Origin of the sequence: Pseudomonas sp. A2 (genome assembly GCF_023100865.1) — a bacterium.
Classification (GTDB): Bacteria; Pseudomonadota; Gammaproteobacteria; order Pseudomonadales; family Pseudomonadaceae; genus Aquipseudomonas; species Aquipseudomonas asiatica.
Map to the genome: position 1 here is coordinate 4640330 of NZ_CP039127.1, position 19230 is coordinate 4659559.

Genomic DNA, 19230 nt, shown 5'->3' on the forward strand with positions numbered 1-19230 from the left:
CTCATGCCGGCATCAAATTCGGCTGAGTAGCTTCTCGCCATCTGGACGTAGCTCACCCTTGGGTGAAACATGCCGATACAGGGTCTGCCGCGTGACGCCAAGTTCCTGGCACAGGTCGCCGACCTTGGTCTCTGGCTGACCCATTGCCGCCATCGCCAGCCGCAGCTTGGCGGCGGTCATCTTGAACGGCCGGCCGCCTTTCCGCCCGCGCGCGCGGGCCGAGGCTAGGCCGGCAATCGTGCGCTCCGCGATCAACTCGCGCTCGAACTCGGCCAGGGCGGCGAAGATGCCAAAGACCAGCTTGCCGGCGGCGGTCGTGGTGTCGATGGCCGCGCCGTGCCCGGTTAATACCTTCAAGCCGATGCCGCGCCCAGTCAGGTCGTGCACGGTGTTGATGAGATGTCGCAGGTCGCGTCCGAGCCGATCCAGTTTCCACACGACCAGTGTGTCGCCAGTTCGCAACGCCTTCAGGCAGCTCGTCAAGCCGGGCCGATCCTCGCGCATGCCGGATGCCTGATCCTCGTAAAGATGTACTGGATCGACCCCGGCGGCAATCAGCGCGTCGCGCTGCAAATCGGTAGCCTGGGAGCCGTCCGCCTTCGATACCCGCATGTAGCCTATCAGCATGTCGTACCTGTCACATATACGTTCGATTATGTGACAGTGTGAGCCAGAAAGTTCTCGCCGTCAAAAACTGTCACTTAACCCGTCATTTAGTCTAAGACCTGCAAACGGCCATTCAGGCTCGTAATGTGACAAAAACTCCGGCGGGATGCCCTCCTTGGTGAACGTGGCGCGCAAACGTTCCAGGGATTCGGGGTCGCGTCGCCCGTAGGACGCCAGTGTGAACAGCAAGCGGGCCGTCTCCGGGTTGTGTCGCGCTTCAATGATGGCCTCATCGATGGCCTGGGCTGCTCGTTGCCAGTGGTTGATGGGTTCCGGCTTCGGCACCTTCGCCGGCAGGCCGTTGGTGAAACCAGTGTGCGGCTCCGTCTGAAACAGCGCGGCCTGTTCCCCGCGCGGGATCAGCGCCTTTGACTCGATCAGCGTGATGGCGGTGGCCGCCGCCTCCAGCATCTGCCACTGCACCGCCGGGGCCAGAATCTCGTAGGGACGCCACAGACTCTGCCCGGCGCGCAGCGGATGGCCGCAGCGCTCCCAGACATGGCGGATGCTCGCCGAGCAACTGCCGCAGTGCGAGAGCGGCGTGTTCAGCTCATCAAGCAGGGTGCGCAGCAGCCGGAACCACAAGCCGGCGTGGACACGCCGACGCGGCAGCTCCACAAAACCCGTCGTCAGCGCCTGCCAGGTGCGCCGGTCCATGCAGGCGATTGCGTCATCGGCAGGGCGCGGCGCAGCATCGGCGATTTCCCACTGAAGATACCGGCCGGGCATGCCCCAGTAGGACTCCAGCCAGCAGCCATGCTGCGGGCAGCTCAGCATCAAGGGGAGCTGCCAGACGAGTAGCACAGCTTGATTCGTTGGATCGTTCAGACACTGCGGACACGCCCGGCGAATCGTCTGGCTCGGTAGCCAGGCACGCCAGCGAGTGATGGACCGCACCTTGCGGGTGCGCTTGGGCAGGAGCACCGCGCATTGGAATGTATAGGTTTCCAAGGCTGCTGGTACCGAATCGTCGAGACTGTCGAGCAGCCACGGCACCCAGCCTGCAAGACTCATGCTGCGCAACCGCTCCAGCTCGACGCCACTGCGCTGGCAGAGCGCCGTCAGCAACGACAAGGATGGTGCGGTATCCAGGTCATCAAGTTGGCTGTGACCAAGATCGTGGGCCAGCAGCTCGTGCACGTCCATCTGGTAGCAGGCGGCGACCCGGTTGAGCCATGAGGACAGGGCTTCGCCTTCCTTGGGTGCCGGATGCAGCGGCCAGCGCGGCGCGGACTTCACATCAGTTCCCGCTCGAACTGTCGCCGCCGCTCACTGGGGCCGATGTAGTCGGCCATGCTGAGCGTGCGGTGGTTGATCGCTTCCTCGCCACTCTCCACGGCGGCGACGGCCGCCGCCACCAGCAGATGTGCAAGCTCGCCGATGGTGCCTTCGCTCCGGGTGAGCAGGTAGCGGGCCATGTCCAGCGTGGCAATCGGGGATGGCCGCCGTAGCGGGAGTGACGCCGCGAAGCTGGCCAGCAGCGAGCAGCAGTCCTCATTGGCCTCCCACGGCGGCAGCAGCATCGGCTCGAAGCGGTTTTCCAACTGATCGTCCGAACGGATGGCCAGGTACGCCTCGCGCGTGCCGACCCCGACCAGGGGGATACGCAGCTCGTTGCCGAGGAAGCGCAGCAGGTTGAGGAACTCGCGCCGGTTAACGCTGTTGCCAGCCAGTACATTGTGCAGTTCGTCGATCACCAGCATGCGCACGCCGACCTTGCGCAGCAGGGCCAGCGCCAGTTGCTCCATTTCCGGCAGCCGTGGGCGCGGGCGCAGCGGCGCGCCCATCGCAGCCAGCAGCGCGACATAGAAGCGGATCACCGATGGCTCTGACGGCATCTGCACGACCAGCACCGGGATATGTTCTTGGTCAGCGTCGGTGCCGACCGGGTGCGCCCGCCGGAATTTCTCGACGATCATCGACTTGCCGTTGTTGGTGGGGCCGACCAGCAGCAGGTTTGGCATGCGTTGCTTGTTCGGCCACGCATACAGAGTTTCCAGCCGGTTCAGCGCCTCGACCGCGCGCGGGTAGCCGATCCAGCGGTCGGCGCGAATGCGCTGGATGCGCTCGTCTGCCGGCAGCCTGGCCAAACCCTGTGCCGCTGGCAGCAGGTGGGACAGGTCAATGACGGGATATTCGTCCACGGCTACCACTCCTCGATCTGATCGAACGGTTTGGCCGGCGGCAGGTTGTCTGCCTGCGGGTCAGCCATGTCCACATCCGGCGGTATGGGCTTGGCCGGTGGCTCCGACGTCTTGAGGTGCTGGCGGCGATCAGCGTCGCGCCGCGCCTTGCGCGTGGCCTTCTGGGCGGTGGTCACGATCTCGCGCATCTGCCCGATCATGCGGAACAGCGCCGACTCGTCCACCTGCTCGCGCCCGAGCTGACGCAATTTGGCCAGCGCCTGGCGTTGTTCCCAGAGGGTGACGGCCGGATGGGACAAGGTGCGGTAGTGGATCTCCAGATAGTGCTGACCTTCCGGTTCCAGTACCCAGATGCGGCTGATGTCGCGCGGATCGCGCCGGATCAGGAAGGCGGGCAAGCGCTCGCGCCGGGCAATCCACGGCTTGAGGGCGTCGGCGTAGTAGTGGATGTGGTCGATGACAAAGCCGGTGCGGGTCAGGGTGCGGCGGATCACCGGCAGGAAATCGACCAAAAACGCGGTGGGGCGGGTAACGACGGCCGGGACGCCAACGCGCTCCACGGCCTCGGCCCAGCGCGCGGCCGGCGGCTGGAGCAGGCCGTTGTGCACGGAGCCGTGATAGGTGCCTACCGCCAACGCGAGCCAGCGCTCCAGCTCGCGCAGCGTCAGGGTGGCCATCTTCTCGGAATCGTACTCGCCGCGCTGGCCGGGATTGGAGAAGGTCGTCCCCGGTAATTCGTCGTGGATCATCTGCATCGCCGTGCCGATGATCCGTTCCACGATGCCGCCGTAGTGCGGCTGGCCTGGTGGGCGATAGTCCAGCCGGATGCCATGCTGTTCGCAGCCACGGCGCAGCGCTTCGCTTTTGAACTCGGCCGCGTTGTCCAGATAGAGCAGCCTGGGCTTGCCGCTCATCGGCCAGTCCATTTCCACATTCAGCCCTTCCAGCCAGGGCCGCTTGTCGCAGGCGGCATGCGCGAGGCATAGGCCGACCGAGACGGCGGACGGCGCTTCCAGCGTGACCACCATGCCGAGTACGCAGCGCGTGAACACGTCGATGGCGAGGGTCAAATATGGGCGGCCAATCGGTTGCCGGTCGCGCTCGTCGACCACGATCAGGTCGATGACGGTGTGGTCGATCTGCACCTGTTCCAGCGGCATGGTGACTTCGGGCGGAATGCCACCCGCGCCTTGCAAGGGACGGGCAGCGTCCTGCCCGCCCCGGCTGCGGGCTATTTTCGCCGGGTGTAGTCCGGCAATCCGCTGGGCCACGGTGTTGCGCGCCGGCACCGGCAGCTTCTGGGTTTTGCACGCCTGCGCGACTTCGCGGTGGAACGCCGCCAGGCTGCGTTTCTGCTTGGTCAGGAAGCGCTTTTGCAGCAGCTCGCGGATGATGCGCTCGACCGGTTCCGGCAAGCGCCCCTTGCCTTTGCCGCCGCCGGATCGGCCGGGCGTCAGGTCTGTTACCAGGCCAGTACCCTGCCGGGCGCGACGGATCAGGACATATACCTGTCGCCGGGACAGGCCCAGCGCTTGGGCTGCCTCATCGGCGGCTTCATGCCCGACCACCTCAAGCGCTGCCAGTGGCCCGATGATTTCCGTCCGGTGCCGGGCTTGCGCCCATGCCTCGTCGGGCAGGGTGGCCACGCCTTGCGCGGCAATCGGTGGAGTGTCTGATGTCATGCCCAAACCTCGCTTTGGTGCACACGAGTATTGAGCATAGTCGAGATTGGTGCAGACGACTCCTGATATTGGGCTGTCAGGAGCCGTATGCACACCAGGCGTTACATCCAGTCAGATGGTGCGGTCGTCTTCTGAAAACGACAGAGCCATTCCTCGATAGAGTTCGGCAAAACCTTGGTTTTCCCGAACTAACCAGACGCCACAAGGGTTTGCGGGCAGGCGCTGGGCTTAAGTGCACTTTCTGTTCCGTTGCTCCCCAAACCCCGATATCACCCAGGTCGACAAACTGCTGCACGGTAACGAGAACGTCGTCTGCGCCGATGCCGGCTACACCGGCGTCGAAAAGCGCCCCGAACATGCGGGCCGCGAAGTGATCTGGCAGGTCGCAGCACGCCGCAGCACCTACAAGAAGCTCGATAAACGCAGCGCCCTGTACAAAGCCAAGCGCAAGATCGAGAAGGCCAAGGCACAAGTGCGAGCGAAGGTCGAGCACCCGTTTCGAGTGATCAAGCGCCAGTTCGGTTACGTGAAGGTGCGCTTCCGTGGCCTGGCCAAGAACACCGCTCAGCTGGTGACGCTGTTCGCGCTGTCGAACCTATGGATGGCGCGCCGACATTTGCTGACTACCGCAGGAAAGGTGCACCTGTAATGCGGAAAATGGCTGCTGCGAGGTGCTCGCGGCGGCCAAAAACGGAGAACTGAGCGGGTTACCTGGTCGATTTTGATCGACGGCCCGCTTTCAAAAGCAGCAAGGGCTGAAGTCGACCGGAAATACAGGGTTACTTCAGACCTTCCCTTATTGAGATAGGACGGCCGTTTATTATTCAGCTGTGGTCACTGGCCGTTTCCTATCATTGCTGCCGAAAACTAACCGGAGCATGAGTAACTCATTACGATTCTGAAAGGTTGCCCGGCCTATGCCGGGCAACGCAACAACTCAGCTTTCGTCCAACCCCCATATCCAGTGGGCATCGATCAACAGCGACAGATGGGTGCGCAGCGTATCCGCGTGGGCCTGCAGGGCGCTGGTAGACGATGCGACGGCTTGCCGGCGAGCCAGCAACAACGACTGCAGATCCACCTCGCCCAGTTCGTAGGCACGCTGCATCTGTGCTTCGTTCTGGGTCATGGCAGCGGCGCCATCCTTCGCGATCAGGTAGCTCTCGTAAGCACCTGAAGCCAGTTCGACGTCACGGGCAATCCCGGCTTCCAGCTCGCGTTTGGCCAGGTCGACATCCTCGCGAGCCGCATTCTCCTGGGCCAGCGCCTGGCTGTAGCGAGCACTGCGCGACCCGCTGGGGATCGGCATGCTGAAGCTGACACCGTAGATGCGCTCACGGTTGCCCTGCTCGGAGGCGGTGAATACCCCCAACGTAGGATCCGGCACCCTGTCAGCCTTCGCCCGGGCCGATTGCCCCTGATTTCTCAGCAGAGAGGCTTCGACCCGACGCAGCACATCGCTTTCGGCCAGGATCCGCTCGCGCCAGGTGTCGTACTGACCGAGTTCGGCCGAAGGAATGGGCAGATCAACCACTTTGCGCTCGATGCCAGGGAAGCGCCGCGACAGTGTTGCCCAGCTCGCAGCGGCTTTTATCTTGGCTTCGTTGCCTTGTCGCAGTTGCTCGGCCACTTCCGCCTTGACCAGGCTTACATCCAGCTTAGAGGCGTCACCCGCACGGTTGCGTTTTTCCGCCGCCGCCAGGCTTTCCTTGGCTGAGGCCAGGCCTTTATTGGCGATGGTGAGCGCGTGCTCCGACACCAGCCAATCCAGCCACAGGGTCATCAGTTCCCGCGCGGCTTCATGACGGACTTCGCCATAGGTGGCATCTGCCAATCGCAGCGTTGCCGAACTGATGTCCTGGTCGGCACTGGCCTTGCCAGGCAGGCGCACCGTGCGCTCGATACCCACGTTCCATTCGTTGTAGTTGGGGCCAGCGTCGGTACGCCGTTGCTGGCCGATTGCCGTGGCCGTCCATTCATAAGGCGAACGCCGGATGATGCCAGCCTCCAGCATGGCGGCATCCATGCTGGAGCGTGCCGAGGCCACGCGGGGATCGGCGTTGAGCAGCGACACCACCAGCGGCTTGGGCAGAATGTTTGCCGGAGCGGCAGGTTGCGCCACGGCCGTGCCACACACACTGATCAGCAGAGCCAGGGGAACAAGGCGCTTCATCACACGAACTCCCCAAAGTTACTGACCTGGACCGTCCAATAGCGCAGCCCGGTATTTGGAAACTCCTCCTTGAGGGATTGCAGCACCTCCGTGAGTTGCTGCCGTTCCACCACGAGTTGGATCTGCACAGCCTTGGCCCGCCCCATGACACGCTCCATCGGATTGAGTGCCGCGGTGGACAGCCCGTGCGCCGCAACCGGTGTGCTGGTGAAGATCTGGTTCCCCGTCACGACCAGGAGGTGGTCGATGAGCTTCTCCTCCAAGCTTGGGGTGCAGAGCAGCGTCAACCAGGTATCAGGCATCTTTGGCCTCCTTTTTCGCGTGGGCGAATCGCAGATAGAGAATCGGGAGCAACATGAGGGTGAGCGCGGTGACGGTGATCAAACCGCCGATCACCACGATGGCCAACGGCCGCTGGATCTCGGAGCCGGGCCCGGTAGCGAACAACAGTGGGACCAGACCGAAGGCGGTGATCGAGGCGGTCATCAGTACCGGGCGTAACCGGCGACGGGCACCCTGGAGCACCACTTCCCGCAGTGGCAGGCCTTCGCCATGCAACTGGTTGAAGTAACTGACCAGCACGATGCCGTTGAGCACCGCGATACCCAACAAAGCGATGAACCCCACCGACGCTGGCACCGAGAGGTACTCGCCAGTGACCCACAGCGCGACGATGCCGCCCACCAGGGCGAAGGGGATGTTGCTGAGGATAAGCAACGCCTGGCGCACGGAGCCGAAGGTCGAGAACAGCAGGACGAAGATCAGACCAAGCGCCACGGGAACGACGATGGACAGCCGGGCAGCCGCACGCTGCTGGTTCTCGAACTGGCCGCCCCAGCTGATGCGATAGCCGTTGGGCAGTTCCACCTGCTGAGCCACCAGCGCCTTGGCCTCCTCGACGAAGCCGACCAGGTCACGACCGCTGACGTTGGCGATCACCACGCTGTAGCGGCTGCCCATTTCCCGGTCGATCTTCACCGGGCCATCGGCACGCTCCAGTCTCGCCACGCTGCTCAGCGGAATGGTCTGGCCATCCGGCGTGGTGATCCGCACCGCGTTGAAGTCCGCCGGCGACGTGCGCACCGACTCGTCCGAGCGAATGAGGATCGGCGTGCGCTGGTTGCCTTCGATCACCAGGCCGGCCTGCTGGCCTTCGATCTGCACGCGCAGTGCATCCTGGATGGCCTCGACGCTCAGGCCGAAACGGCCAGCCTGCAGCCGGTCGATCTCCACGCGCAGATACTGCACACCGTCGTTCTGCACGGTGTAGACGTCCTGGTTGCCCTGCACAGTCTTGAGCAGCGACTCGATCTTGCCGCCCAGTTGGCTCAGGGTGCCCAGGTCAGGGCCATAGATCTTCACGGCGAGGTCGCCGCGCACACCGATGATCATCTCGGAGACGCGCATCTCGATGGGCTGGGTAAAGCTGTAGCCGATACCCGGCATTGGATCGAGCACCTTGCGGACCTCGTCCATCAGCTCTTCCTTGGTGTCCATCCGCCATTCGCTCATGGGCTTGAGCAGCAGGTAGGTATCGGTCTGGTTCAGGCCCATGGGATCAAGACCGATCTCGTCGGAACCGGCCCGCGCCACGATGCCCCGGATCTCCGGGACCGCTGCCATCAGCGCGGTCTGGATCTTCTTGTCCAGCTCGGCCGTCTGTTCGAGGCTGACCGATGGCAGTTTCTCGATACCCACGATCAGGTCGCCTTCATCCATGGTCGGCATGAAGGTCTTGCCCACCTGGGTGTAGACCAGGCCAGCGACGACCAACATGGCGCCAGCGATGATCGCGATCAGTTTCTGCCGGCCAAGCCCCCACTCCAGCACCGGGCCATAGATGCCCAGCAGCTTGCGGGCAAGCCAGGGGTCTTCGTGCTTGACCTCGCGCAGCAGGTAGGAGGACAGCACGGGGATCACGGTCAGCGACAGCAGCAACGATCCCGCCAGAGCGAAGACGATGGTCAGCGCCACCGGGACGAAGAACTTGCCTTCGAGGTCCTGCAGGGTGAGCAGCGGCAGGAACACCGTGATGATGATCAGGATGCCGGACGTCACCGGTACCGCGACCTCGCGCACCGCCCGGTAGATGATGTGCAGACGCGGCAGCTTGCCACCGGAAGGATCGGTGGCCAGACGCTGGACGATGTTCTCGACCACCACCACCGCGGCATCCACCAACATGCCGATGGCAATGGCCAGCCCTCCCAGACTCATCAGGTTGGCGGACATGCCGACGAAGCGCATCAGGATGAAGGTGATCAACGCCGCCAGCGGAAGTACCAGGGCAACCGTCAGCGCTGCGCGAACGTTGCCGAGGAACAGGGCCAGCAACACGATGACCAACACGGTGGCCTCGATCAGCGCCTTGGACACAGCCCCTACCGCTTTATCGACCAGCGACGAGCGATCGTAGAAGCTGGTGATGGTGATGCCTTTCGGTAGTGTGGCCTCCAGTTCCTTGAGCTTCAGTTGCACACCGGCGACCACTTGGCGGGCGTTGGCGCCAGCCAGGCCGAGCACCAGGCCTTGCACAGCCTCGCCCTTGCCATCCTGGGTCACCACGCCGTAGCGGGTCAGGGTGCCAAGGCGAACCTCGGCCAGGTCGCCAACCCGCACCGGGCTGGAGCTGTTGGAATTGACCACAACGGCCCGCAGGTCATCCAGGGTGCGGATGCTGCCCTCGCTGCGTACCAGCAGGACTTCGTCACCTTCACCCAGTCGGCCGGCACCGTCGTTACGGTTGTTGGTGTTGACCGCGTTGGTCAGCTGCTCAAGGCTCACGCCGCTGGCAGCCATGCGGATGGGATCTGGCAGTACCTCGAAGGTCCTGACCTGGCCACCGAGGGAGTTCACATCCGCCACGCCAGGTACGGTACGCAGCGCCGGCCGGATCACCCAGTCGAGCAGGCTGCGACGTTCGACCAGAGACAAGGTTGTACCGTCCACCGTGAACATAAACATCTCGCCCAGCGGTGTGGTGATCGGCGCCATGCCGCCACTGATGCCGTCCGGCAGGCTGTCGCTCAGGTTGCCGAGACGCTCGGAAACCTGTTGCCGCGCCCAGTAGATGTCAGTGCCATCCTGAAAATCGATGGTGACATCGACCAGGCCGTACTTGGTGACCGAGCGCAGGATCTTGGTCTTGGGAATACCGAGCATTTCCACTTCGATCGGCACGGCAATCCGGCTTTCAACTTCTTCCGGGGTCATCCCCGGTGCCTTCATGATCACCTTGACCTGGGTGCTGGCCACATCAGGGAAGGCATCGATGGGCAGCCCACGGTAGGCATACCAGCCCGCGCCGGTCAGCAACAGCGTCGCCAGCACCATGAACAGGCGCTGGGACAAAGAGAATTGGATAAGACGGCTCAGCATCACTCACCGTCCTCTTCAAGCCAGGCGCCTTTCAGCGCAATCACGCCGGCGACGGCAACCTGGTCCTGTTCGCTGATGTTGCCCTGGACACGGACCAGTTGCCCCGCGCTGGCTTCGACCTTGACCGGGCGGGCTTCAAAACCGTCGGGCGTGCGGACGAACACCACGGAGTCGGTCTTGTTGCGAGCGACGGCAGACAGAGGGATGTCCCAGGATTTGCCAGCGGCCTGAACCGGGATCTCCACGGTGACGAGCTCGCCGGGACGCAGGGCGCCGTTGGCATTTTCGATTTCGGCGCGCAGCACCACGAACTGGCTGGTAGCCGAGAGGGTCGGGCTCAGGTTGATGACACGCCCATTAATGCCCTTGTCGACCACCGTTACGCCCGCGCCCGGCTGAATGCCAATACTGGCCGCGGCCGGAATCTGCACGTCCAGCCACAGCGCATCGACCTGGGTGATGTTCAGCAGCGACGTGGCACCGTCGACCCGCTGGCCGGGCCGGACCGAGATGTTGCTGACAATGCCGTCCTGAACGGCGCTGAGGGTGATCCTGTCGGAAGGAATCCCGGAGCGGATGACCTGCTCGATCATGGCCGGGGTCATTCCCGCCAGGGCCAGTTCGGCCTTGGTCTGCACCAGAGTCGCTTCCGCTTCCTTCAGCGTTGCCTGGGCTTCCTGCGCCCGACGCTGCGGAATGATGCCCTCATCGAACAGCTTCTGTTCCCGGGTGTAGGCCTGCCGGGCCAGCGTGGCGCGGGCAGATGCCTGCAACAGCTGGAGCTGGAGCTGGCTCATCGCCGGACTGGACAGGCGCACGACCGGCTCGCCTTTGCGAACGGCCTGGTACTCGCCCACCAGCAGTTGCACCACCACACCTTCAAGTGGGGAACTGACGATCTGCTCCGCTTTCGGAGGCACGACAACCTGGCCGGGATATCGCGTGCTGACCGTCTGTTTCATGCTTTGCACAGCAGACGTCTTGATACCCAGCGCTTGAATCTGTTCATTGGCGACAGAGAACTTCTCAGCACTCATGGCAGGCCCTGAAATAATAAAAGCGATGGCGAAAGAGAGCCCCTTTACACTGCGCAGATAATGTTCGTTATTCATCGAAAGTTCCCCGTGAAGCGCCATGACATGGGCATGCTTTAGACCTGTCTTTGAGGATTTTTAAATCGCAAGGCGAGCGCGGTCGCAGGACACACATGAGTAACCCACTCGTCTGCTGCACCCTTTGCATGGAAGGAGATTGTCGTAGACTCCTCTACAGGTTCGATTCTAGAGGGGGGTGACTATCAGGAACGTTACCGCTGAATTACAAATTTGAAGGATTCCACCTCCCTCCTGATTTTCGTTTTAAGGATTCTCCGATCAAGTCAGCACAGGCCATCTGACCTGTGCTGAAATAGCCCTCCGTCCAACTGCCTTCTACAAGTCCGCCATCCCATGAGTCAGATGAGCTTTTCCGATTTCGAGTACGCCGGCAAGCGCAAGCAAACCCGTCGCGAGCGTTTCCTGGCCGAGATGGAACAGGTGGTACCGTGGAGTGGACTGGTGGCGTTGATCGAGCCTCACTACCCAAAGGCTGGCGGTGGCCGCAAGCCTTATCCTCTGGAAACCATGCTGCGCATTCACCTGCTGCAGAATTGGTTCTCTTTGAGCGATCCCGCCATGGAAGAGGCGCTGTACGAGATCACTTCGATGCGCCAGTTCGCTCGTCTGACGCTCAGCGCTCCGATCCCCGAAGACACGACGATCATGAACTTCCGGCACCTGCTGGAGAAGCATCAGTTGGCAGCCGGCATTCTGGAAACCATCAACAATTACCTGCAAGACAAGGGCCTGTCGTTGCGCCAGGGCACCATTGTCGACGCGACCATCATCCACGCGCCCAGTTCGACCAAGAACAAGGAAGGCAAGCGCGATCCTGAAATGCATCAAACGAAGAAGGGCAACCAGTACTATTTCGGCATGAAGGCCCACATCGGCGCGGATGCTGAATCGGGTCTGGTGCATCACGTTCATGGCACCGCCGCGAACGTAGCTGACGTGACGGAGGTCGCTCAGCTATTGCATGGCGAAGAGAATGTCGTGTGTGCGGATGCGGGTTACACAGGCGTGGAAAAGCGGCCAGAACACGAGGGACGGCAGGTGATATGGCAGGTCGCTGCCCGCCGCAGCACCTACAAACACTTGAGCAAACGCAGCGTGCTCTACCAAGCCAAGCGCAAGATCGAAAAGGCCAAGGCGCAAGTGCGTGCGAAGGTGGAGCACCCGTTCCGGGTGATCAAACGCCAGTTCGGCTATGTAAAGACTCGTTTTCGCGGCTTGGCCAAGAACACGGCGCAACTGACCACGCTGTTTGCCCTGTCGAATCTGTGGATGGTGCGCCGGCAATTATTGCCTGCTGCGGGAGAGGTGCGCCCGTGAGTCCGGATAACCAAGGCTTTGCCTTGGTTATCCAATAATCAGCGACTGAAAAGCGGGCTTTTCGGCATCCCTAAGCCGCCCATTTCCGACTGATGAGCAACTTGTTCGGAGTTTCCTTAAGATTGATTCATCGATGATCACCATGCTGGTTCGGTGCATGAGGCAATGACACTTCAAGAAATAAATGAATATTTTTTTATTTGACACCCGAATACTTTTTTAATTTGAGATAAACAAATAATGCGTGTTCTAGTAGTGGAAGACGAAGCCAAAACTGCCGAATACCTTCAGCAAGGGCTTACCGAAAGTGGCTATATCGTTGACCGGGCAAGTAATGGTGTCGATGCGCTGCACCTGTTCCAGCACAACACCTACGGCCTGGTCATCCTGGATGTGAACCTGCCCAAGGTGGACGGCTGGGACGTGCTCGACACGATCCGCAAGACCAGTCGGGTTCGCATCATCATGCTGACCGGTCGTGGCCGCCTGCACGACAAGCTGAAGGGCCTGGACGGCGGCGCCGACGACTATCTAGTGAAGCCGTTCGAGTTTCCGGAACTGCTTGCCCGCATCCGCTCGCTGCAGCGGCGTGGCGACAAGGTGGTGGACCACCCGACCTTGCGGGTCGCAGACCTTGAGCTGGATCCGGGTCGCCACCGCGCGTTCCGGGGTGACCTGCGCGTCGAGCTGACTACCAAGGAATTCGCCCTGTTGCGCCTGCTCATGAGCCACCCAGGGGAAGCCCTGACCCGCTCGCAGATCATTTCCCTGGTCTGGGACATGAACTTCGACTGCGATACCAACGTGATCGACGTGGCGATCCGGCGCCTGCGCGCCAAGATCGACGATCCGTTCGAGAACAAACTTATCCACACCCTGCGCGGTGTGGGCTATGTGATCGAGGAGCGTTCATGAAGCGCTTCAGCCTGGCCGCCAGGTTGGGACTCAAAGTCGGCTTGATGAGCGTGATACTGCTGGTGCTGCTCTCTATCGTGGGCTACCTGATGCTCGGCCAGGCGCTGGAGCGCACGGCGCAAAGCAGCCTGATCACCAAGATGGGTGGCATGGCCCATAACCTATCGACCGTCGCGGATCTGTCCGAGGTCACCGCAGACTCCCACCAGTTGGTCGACCTTGCGATGGGCCACAACAACCTGTTCGTCAGCATTTTCGATACGGCAAACAGCCGAATCCCCCTGCTGACCATCGGCTCGAAAAAGATAACCACCGAACTCACCAGCTTTCCTGCCAACGATCAAGTGGAGTTCTACGAGTGGAACAACGAACTGGGCATGCCCATGCTCAGCGTTTCCCAGCTCATGCGTCTGGCTGACGGTACCCAGGTCGGTGTGTACATGACCGTGGATGAATCCTCCGATGCCGAATTGCTCCGGGCGATGCTGAGCTGGGCCCTGATGGCGTCACCCTTCATCCTGGCGCTGATCATGGTCGTGGCCTGGTGGACGGTACGCCGGGGCTTGCTGCCGCTTACGCGCTTTCTGAAAGTCGCGTCGAAGATCTCCACCGACAACATGCAGCATCGGCTGCCTACCGACCGCTTGCCGATCGAACTGCTGGAGCTCGCGGACGGCATCAACTTTATGCTGCACCGCCTGGACGGTGGCGTGCAGCAGCTATCGCAGTTCTCGGACGACCTGTCCCACGAGTTGCGTGCTCCGCTCACTAACCTGATGGGCAAAGCACAGGTGGCCCTGTCACGACCACGCAGCTCGGAGGAGTACCGTGAGGTGCTGGAATCCTGCGCCGAGGAGCTGGATCGCATGAAAAGCATGGTGGCCGACATGCTTTTCCTGGCACATGTCAGCCAGCCTGCAGCCTTGGTGCAATTCGAGACGGTGGCACTGGTCGACGAGGTGCAGAGGGTCAGTGACTTGTTCAGCCTGAGTGCCGAAGAGAGCGGCGTTCGGCTCGATGTGTCAGGCAGTGTCGATGTGATCCAAGGCAATCGCCTGATGATTCAACGGGCAGTGTCCAATTTGCTCTCCAACGCCATTCGCTACTGCCCACAAGGGCAGGCTGTAGTGGTGAAGGTTCACCGTGAGCAGGAGCACATCAGGCTCAGCGTAGGCAATCCAGGCCAAGGTATTCCGGAAGAGCACCTGCCTCATCTGTTCGAACGCTTCTATCGGGTCGACAAAGGGCGTGCGCGCAGCGAGGGAGGCACAGGCCTCGGGCTTGCCATCGTGCGATCGATCATGAGCCTGCACCAAGGCGTGGCGAAGGTAGAAATAACGGGCTCGGGCTTTACCTGGTTCCACCTGAGTTTTCCGGTGAACCGTCTCTGAGCCCAAGGCGTCTTTCAACATTGTAATTCGCGCCTCACGTTGTCGTCAGAGACGCTTCTTTAAGCTTCAGGGGTATCGAAAATCTCACGATCCATTGAGATCCAAACCCCTGGAGTTTCTGAAAATGCGACTGACCCAAGCGCTTCTCATCGGTGTACTGGCTGTTGGTGTGACGACACCGGTATTTGCCGAAGATGGCTACGACCGCTCGATCGAATTCAACAAGAAATTCCGCGAGGACCAGAAACGCCTCTGGGGTGAAAAAGACACCGCAGACAAAGCCAAACCGGCAGAGACCAAAGAAAAGGAAAACGCTAAAAGCCCATCCTAGGCTCATGGATGTGCTGTTTCTCTACTTCCTCCTTCCCCCTCGATCTTGAGGCAGGCGCTTGACCGCCTGCCCCGGATCACCCTCAAGCGGCATCCTCCTCAACGCATCGACAGCTGGACAGCCAGCCCCGCCAGTGCACTCATCACCAGCACCTGGATCACACCGCGCTTGAAGTAGAACAGGGCAATAGCGGCGGCCGCGGCGATAAGTGCGGAGGCCCACTCGAATCCTCCCCCAAAGCCGTTGGGCCAGAGCACGTGGTAACCGAAGAACAACGCCAGATTCAGGATCACACCTACCACGGCGGCGGTGATCCCGGTCAGCGGCGCTGTGAACTTCAGTTCGTTGTGCGTCGACTCCACCAGCGGACCGCCGGCAAGGATGAACAGGAACGAGGGCAGGAAGGTGAACCAGGTGACCAGCACAGCCGCCACCGCGCCCGCCAGGAACGGATGGTCGGTGCCGAACATCGGGTGGATGTAGCTGCCAATGAAGCCGACGAAAGTCACCACCATGATCAACGGCCCCGGCGTTGTTTCCCCCAAGGCCAGGCCGTCGATCATCTGCGTGGGCGACAGCCAGCCGTAGTGACCGACCGCACCTTGGTAGACATAGGGCAACACCGCGTAGGCACCGCCGAAGGTGAGCAACGCAGCCTTGGTGAAGAACCACCCCATCTGGGTCAGAGTGCCTTGCCAGCCGAAGATGACGGTCAGCAACCCCATGGGGAGCATCCATAGCGCCGCACCGATCAGGATCAGCTTGAGCAGATAGCTCCAGCGGAAACGGGCATGCGCGGGTGGCGGTGTATCGTCATCGATCAGCGCAGGCCCGTAACTGGCCTTCCCGGAGCCATGCTTGCCAGCGGTCACGAACTTGTCCGGCAGCACTTTTCCGCCGATGTAGCCCAGCACGGCAGCGGCCAGAACGATCAGCGGGAACGGGACGTTCAGGGCAAAAATGGCGACGAAGGATGCTGCGGCGATCGCCCATAGCCAGCCATTCTTCAATGCCCGGGAACCGATGCGGTGCGACGCATGAACGACGATCGCGGTGACCGCCGGCTTGATGCCATAGAAGATCCCGGCAACCACCGGAACGTTGCCGAACTCGATATAGACCCACGACAGCCCGATCAGGATGAACAGCGACGGCAGCACGAACAGCCCGCCAGCAATCACCCCGCCCCAGGTCCGGTGCATCAACCAACCGATGTAGGTCGCGAGCTGCTGGGCCTCGGGCCCGGGCAGCAACATGCAGTAGTTCAGGGCATGCAGAAAGCGCTTCTCGCTGATCCAGCGGCGACGCTCCACCAACTCCTGGTGGAGGATGGAGATCTGTCCTGCCGGCCCGCCAAAGCTGATGAAGCCGATCTTCAGCCAGAACAGCAACGCTTCGAACAAGCCCACCGGGGTCGCTGGCTTGAGGGGGGCTTCGCCCGTGGCCAGCGTCGTCGTTTCAGCCATGACCGTTTTCCTCGTTGGCAAAGGCCGCCAGCAGCCCGTCGAAGATGCCGTTTGCCGCTGCCATCAGTTGGTTGTCATCGGTAATGCTCTCGCGCAGGCCCGCCAGGACACGCTCGATGCCGGACGCTTCCGCAGGCTGGCTGCCACCGACATCGAGGTAGTGAACCAGCGCGGCGATGCGTGAAAGGCCTGGAGCCTGCAGCACGAAGCTGTCGATCAGGGTTTCGAAGGTGACGCGGTGCCCGACATGGCTGAACGCGGCGCCATCGAAGTCAAAGCCCAGTGCATCGGCGGGGCAGTCGCTCGGGGATTCCAGCCAGAGGATTTCCGCGCCGCTGTCGATGAAGCGCTGGATGAGCCAGGCACAGGCCAGCCGGTCGACCCAGGGACGTCGACGGGTTGCCCAGCGACGCCCCTGGTAATGACTGTGGTCCAGCAGCGTGACGGGATGATCCTGAATGTGCGGTTCATCAGGTGAGAGGGCACGGCTGATTGCCGTCTCCAGCGCTTCCAGCGCGGTCTCCGTCTGCTGCTTCGCAACGCCGGGGAAGAAGTCGATCAGGGCCAACTGGGCGAAGCTCTTGCGCAGTTTTCTGACCTGGCGAGCGACCTGCAGGGCGTTCTCGGGAAGCAGTCCCTCCCTGCACGCGGCGACTTCGTCGCGCAGCTTGCTGTACTCCTCACTCCGGTCGAACAGGCCGGCGAAGCGAGTTTCTTCGTCCGGGAATGCCAGCAGAAACGCAGTGCCGCCGCTGACCGTCACATCGCGCTCCACGGACTCGAACGCCTCGCGGCCCGCGTCCTGCTCAGGCAACAGGTACACACCGTCGCGCAGCACGGCAGCGCCGCAAGCCTTCAACGCCCGCCAGGCACGCATACGTTCGGTCGCGTTGGCCGTGGGGAGTGCCAACACAAGAAGAAGCCAATTTTTCATGTAGAGAATCAAACATAAAATGTATGAATCTCTACTTTAGCTCTGTTCTCAGGAAAATGCACTGCCGGGATGAGGGTTCGATTCACTCACGTTGACCGTATCCCCCCAGGGGGGATACGCTAGAAACATGAATCACCCGCACTACCCGGAGGTAGCGCATGCTATCCGTTCTAAAAAATCGTACTTATCGACACCTCTTTCTGGCCCAGGTGATCGCCCTGGTGGGCACTGGTCTGGCGACGGTTGCCCTCGGGCTTCTGGCATTCGACCTGGCCGGCGCCCAGGCGGGAGCTGTATTGGGTACCGCGCTCGCCATCAAGATGGCGGCTTACATCGGCGTTGCACCGGTTGCCGCCGCGTTCGCCGAGCATCTGCCGCGCAAGGCGATGCTGGTCACCCTCGATCTGGTCAGGGCAGCGGTCGCGCTGATGCTGCCCTTCGTCACCGAGATCTGGCAGGTGTACGTGCTGATTTTCGTGCTGCAGTCGGCCTCTGCGGCGTTTACGCCAACCTTCCAGGCCACCATCCCTGACATCCTGCCGGATGAGCGCGAGTACACCCGGGCGCTTTCCCTTTCGCGCCTGGCCTATGACCTGGAAAGCGTGATCAGTCCGATGCTGGCCGCGCTGTTGCTTACGGTGGTCAGCTTCCACAGCCTGTTCGCGGGCACGGTGGTGGGCTTCCTGGTGTCCGCCGCGATGGTCGGTACCGTGGTGCTGCCCCTGGCGGCACGAGGACCCAAACGCAGCATCTATGAACGCACCACCAAGGGCATGCGGATTTTCCTGCGCACCCCGCGGCTGCGTGGCCTTCTTGCACTGAACCTGACGATCGCAGCCGCCAGCGCCATGGTCATCGTCAACACCGTGGTACTGGTGCAATCCAAGTTCGCGCTGCCCCAGAGCTCTACCGCCATGGCCTTGATGGCCTTCGGCGGTGGCTCGATGGTGGTCGCCCTGATGCTGCCCAAGCTGCTGGAACGACTGGACGATCGCAAGGCGATGCTGGCCGGCGGTGCCGTGCTGGTAGCCGGTTTGATCCTGGGTACCTTCGTCTCCAGTTACCCGGCGCTGATCCTGTTGTGGCTGGTGTTGGGTGCCGGCTACTCCCTGGCACAGACACCGTCCGGACGCATTCTGCGGCGCTCGTCCTCAGCCCAGGATCGACCTGCGCTGTTCGCCGCCCAGTTCGCCCTTTCACACGCCTGCTGGCTGATCACCTACCCGCTCGCGGGATGGTTGGGGGCAAGCGTCAGCCTGACGGCTTCGTTCATCGGACTGAGTCTGGTTGCCGCCGTAGCCTGGCTGGTGAGCAAGCGGATCTGGCGCCCGGAGTATGAGGAAGACGTGGTAGCGCACAATCACGATGACCTGCCGGAAGACCACCCGCACGTGGCCAACGGCAATGCGCATGCGCACTCGTTCGTCATCGATGACGATCACCGGAAATGGCCAAAGCCATAAAGCCCGCGTTGCACGGGTTCTATCGATGATCTTCGCGTAATCCAGAAAGAAACAGGGCCGCTTTAGCGGCCCTGTTTGCATCACTCGTGCGAGTGGCCGTGACCCGCATCGCCAGACTTCGATTCGGTATCAGTACCACCGCAGGCAGCCAACAGGCCGAGGAAGCTCAGCACAACGAGCGATTTGAGGATTTTGGTAGTCATCTTCAGCTATTCCAATTGAGATCAAAAAGTCGGGGCGAACAACAGGTTCGCC

The 19230-nt window shown here is 61.8% G+C and carries 16 protein-coding genes and 1 pseudogene; 6 read left to right on the top strand and 11 right to left on the bottom strand.

Annotation, left to right across the window (positions count from 1 at the left end; genetic code table 11):
* Positions 1-12: 12 nt before the first annotated feature.
* From E5221_RS21480 to E5221_RS21495, 4 genes are read right to left on the bottom strand one after another with little or no spacing between them, the layout of a single operon-like run.
* The gene (locus E5221_RS21480) at positions 13-627 is read right to left on the bottom strand and encodes a recombinase family protein (RefSeq protein ID WP_000904941.1); all 615 of its coding nucleotides are present in this window, start codon (positions 625-627) and stop codon (positions 13-15) included.
* A gap of 60 nt (positions 628-687) precedes the next feature.
* Entirely contained in the window at positions 688-1905 is a 1218-nt protein-coding gene (locus E5221_RS21485; protein WP_003465063.1) for a TniQ family protein, read from the bottom strand.
* Positions 1902-2810, bottom strand: a complete 909-nt coding sequence (locus tag E5221_RS21490) for a TniB family NTP-binding protein (protein ID WP_003465065.1) — start codon at positions 2808-2810, stop codon at positions 1902-1904. Before E5221_RS21490 ends, E5221_RS21485 begins: the two co-directional genes overlap by 4 nt.
* Positions 2811-2812: 2 nt before the next feature.
* Positions 2813-4492 (bottom strand): DDE-type integrase/transposase/recombinase, encoded by a 1680-nt coding sequence (locus E5221_RS21495; protein ID WP_003465068.1) that lies wholly within the window; start codon positions 4490-4492, stop codon positions 2813-2815.
* Positions 4493-4757: 265 nt separating this feature from the next.
* Here E5221_RS21495 and E5221_RS21500 point away from each other — a divergent pair.
* Positions 4758-5141, top strand: a pseudogene (locus tag E5221_RS21500) (transposase); the annotation flags it as partial.
* Positions 5142-5429: 288 nt separating this feature from the next.
* Here E5221_RS21500 and E5221_RS21505 read toward each other — a convergent pair.
* The 4 genes from E5221_RS21505 to E5221_RS21520 are packed head-to-tail and all read right to left on the bottom strand — an operon-like array spanning position 5430 to position 11155.
* Positions 5430-6665, bottom strand: a complete 1236-nt coding sequence (locus E5221_RS21505) for a TolC family protein (protein ID WP_003089075.1) — start codon at positions 6663-6665, stop codon at positions 5430-5432.
* A complete protein-coding gene (locus E5221_RS21510; RefSeq protein ID WP_003288512.1) occupies positions 6665-6967 on the bottom strand; it encodes a DUF3240 family protein in 303 nt (100 codons plus the stop codon). The genes E5221_RS21505 and E5221_RS21510 overlap by 1 nt, the downstream gene beginning before the upstream one ends.
* Positions 6960-10043 (bottom strand): CusA/CzcA family heavy metal efflux RND transporter, encoded by a 3084-nt coding sequence (locus E5221_RS21515; RefSeq protein WP_003089077.1) that lies wholly within the window; start codon positions 10041-10043, stop codon positions 6960-6962. Before E5221_RS21515 ends, E5221_RS21510 begins: the two co-directional genes overlap by 8 nt.
* On the bottom strand, positions 10043-11155 hold the full coding sequence (locus tag E5221_RS21520) for an efflux RND transporter periplasmic adaptor subunit (RefSeq protein WP_023628708.1): 1113 nt from the start codon (positions 11153-11155) through the stop codon (positions 10043-10045). The genes E5221_RS21515 and E5221_RS21520 overlap by 1 nt, the downstream gene beginning before the upstream one ends.
* A gap of 336 nt (positions 11156-11491) precedes the next feature.
* Between E5221_RS21520 and E5221_RS21525 the strand changes: the two genes are divergently transcribed.
* The 4 genes from E5221_RS21525 to E5221_RS21540 all read left to right on the top strand — a co-directional run bounded on the left by E5221_RS21525 (position 11492) and on the right by E5221_RS21540 (position 15112).
* Positions 11492-12475, top strand: a complete 984-nt coding sequence (locus tag E5221_RS21525) for an IS5-like element IS2000 family transposase (protein ID WP_013973047.1) — start codon at positions 11492-11494, stop codon at positions 12473-12475.
* Positions 12476-12715: 240 nt separating this feature from the next.
* Positions 12716-13390, top strand: a complete 675-nt coding sequence (locus tag E5221_RS21530; RefSeq protein ID WP_003288515.1) for a heavy metal response regulator transcription factor — start codon at positions 12716-12718, stop codon at positions 13388-13390.
* Positions 13387-14781: a heavy metal sensor histidine kinase gene (locus E5221_RS21535; protein ID WP_003089080.1), complete on the top strand. Its 1395-nt coding sequence runs from the start codon at positions 13387-13389 to the stop codon at positions 14779-14781. Before E5221_RS21530 ends, E5221_RS21535 begins: the two co-directional genes overlap by 4 nt.
* A gap of 124 nt (positions 14782-14905) precedes the next feature.
* Positions 14906-15112: a hypothetical protein gene (locus E5221_RS21540; RefSeq protein WP_003089081.1), complete on the top strand. Its 207-nt coding sequence runs from the start codon at positions 14906-14908 to the stop codon at positions 15110-15112.
* Between the two features lie 98 nt (positions 15113-15210).
* Here the strand turns inward: E5221_RS21540 and chrA are convergent, their stop codons facing one another.
* Positions 15211-16578 carry a chromate efflux transporter gene (gene chrA, locus E5221_RS21545; RefSeq protein WP_016713063.1) on the bottom strand — a complete coding sequence of 456 codons (1368 nt, stop codon included), beginning with the start codon at positions 16576-16578 and terminating at the stop codon, positions 15211-15213.
* A complete protein-coding gene (locus E5221_RS21550) occupies positions 16571-17512 on the bottom strand; it encodes a chromate resistance protein ChrB domain-containing protein (protein WP_023095846.1) in 942 nt (313 codons plus the stop codon). Before E5221_RS21550 ends, chrA begins: the two co-directional genes overlap by 8 nt.
* Before the next feature lie 158 nt (positions 17513-17670).
* Here E5221_RS21550 and E5221_RS21555 point away from each other — a divergent pair, with 158 nt between their 5' ends.
* On the top strand, positions 17671-18975 hold the full coding sequence (locus E5221_RS21555) for an MFS transporter (RefSeq protein WP_003089087.1): 1305 nt from the start codon (positions 17671-17673) through the stop codon (positions 18973-18975).
* 80 nt (positions 18976-19055) lie between these two features.
* Here E5221_RS21555 and E5221_RS28840 read toward each other — a convergent pair whose 3' ends face one another.
* Positions 19056-19178 (bottom strand): hypothetical protein, encoded by a 123-nt coding sequence (locus tag E5221_RS28840; protein ID WP_016713062.1) that lies wholly within the window; start codon positions 19176-19178, stop codon positions 19056-19058.
* Positions 19179-19230: the final 52 nt, after the last annotated feature.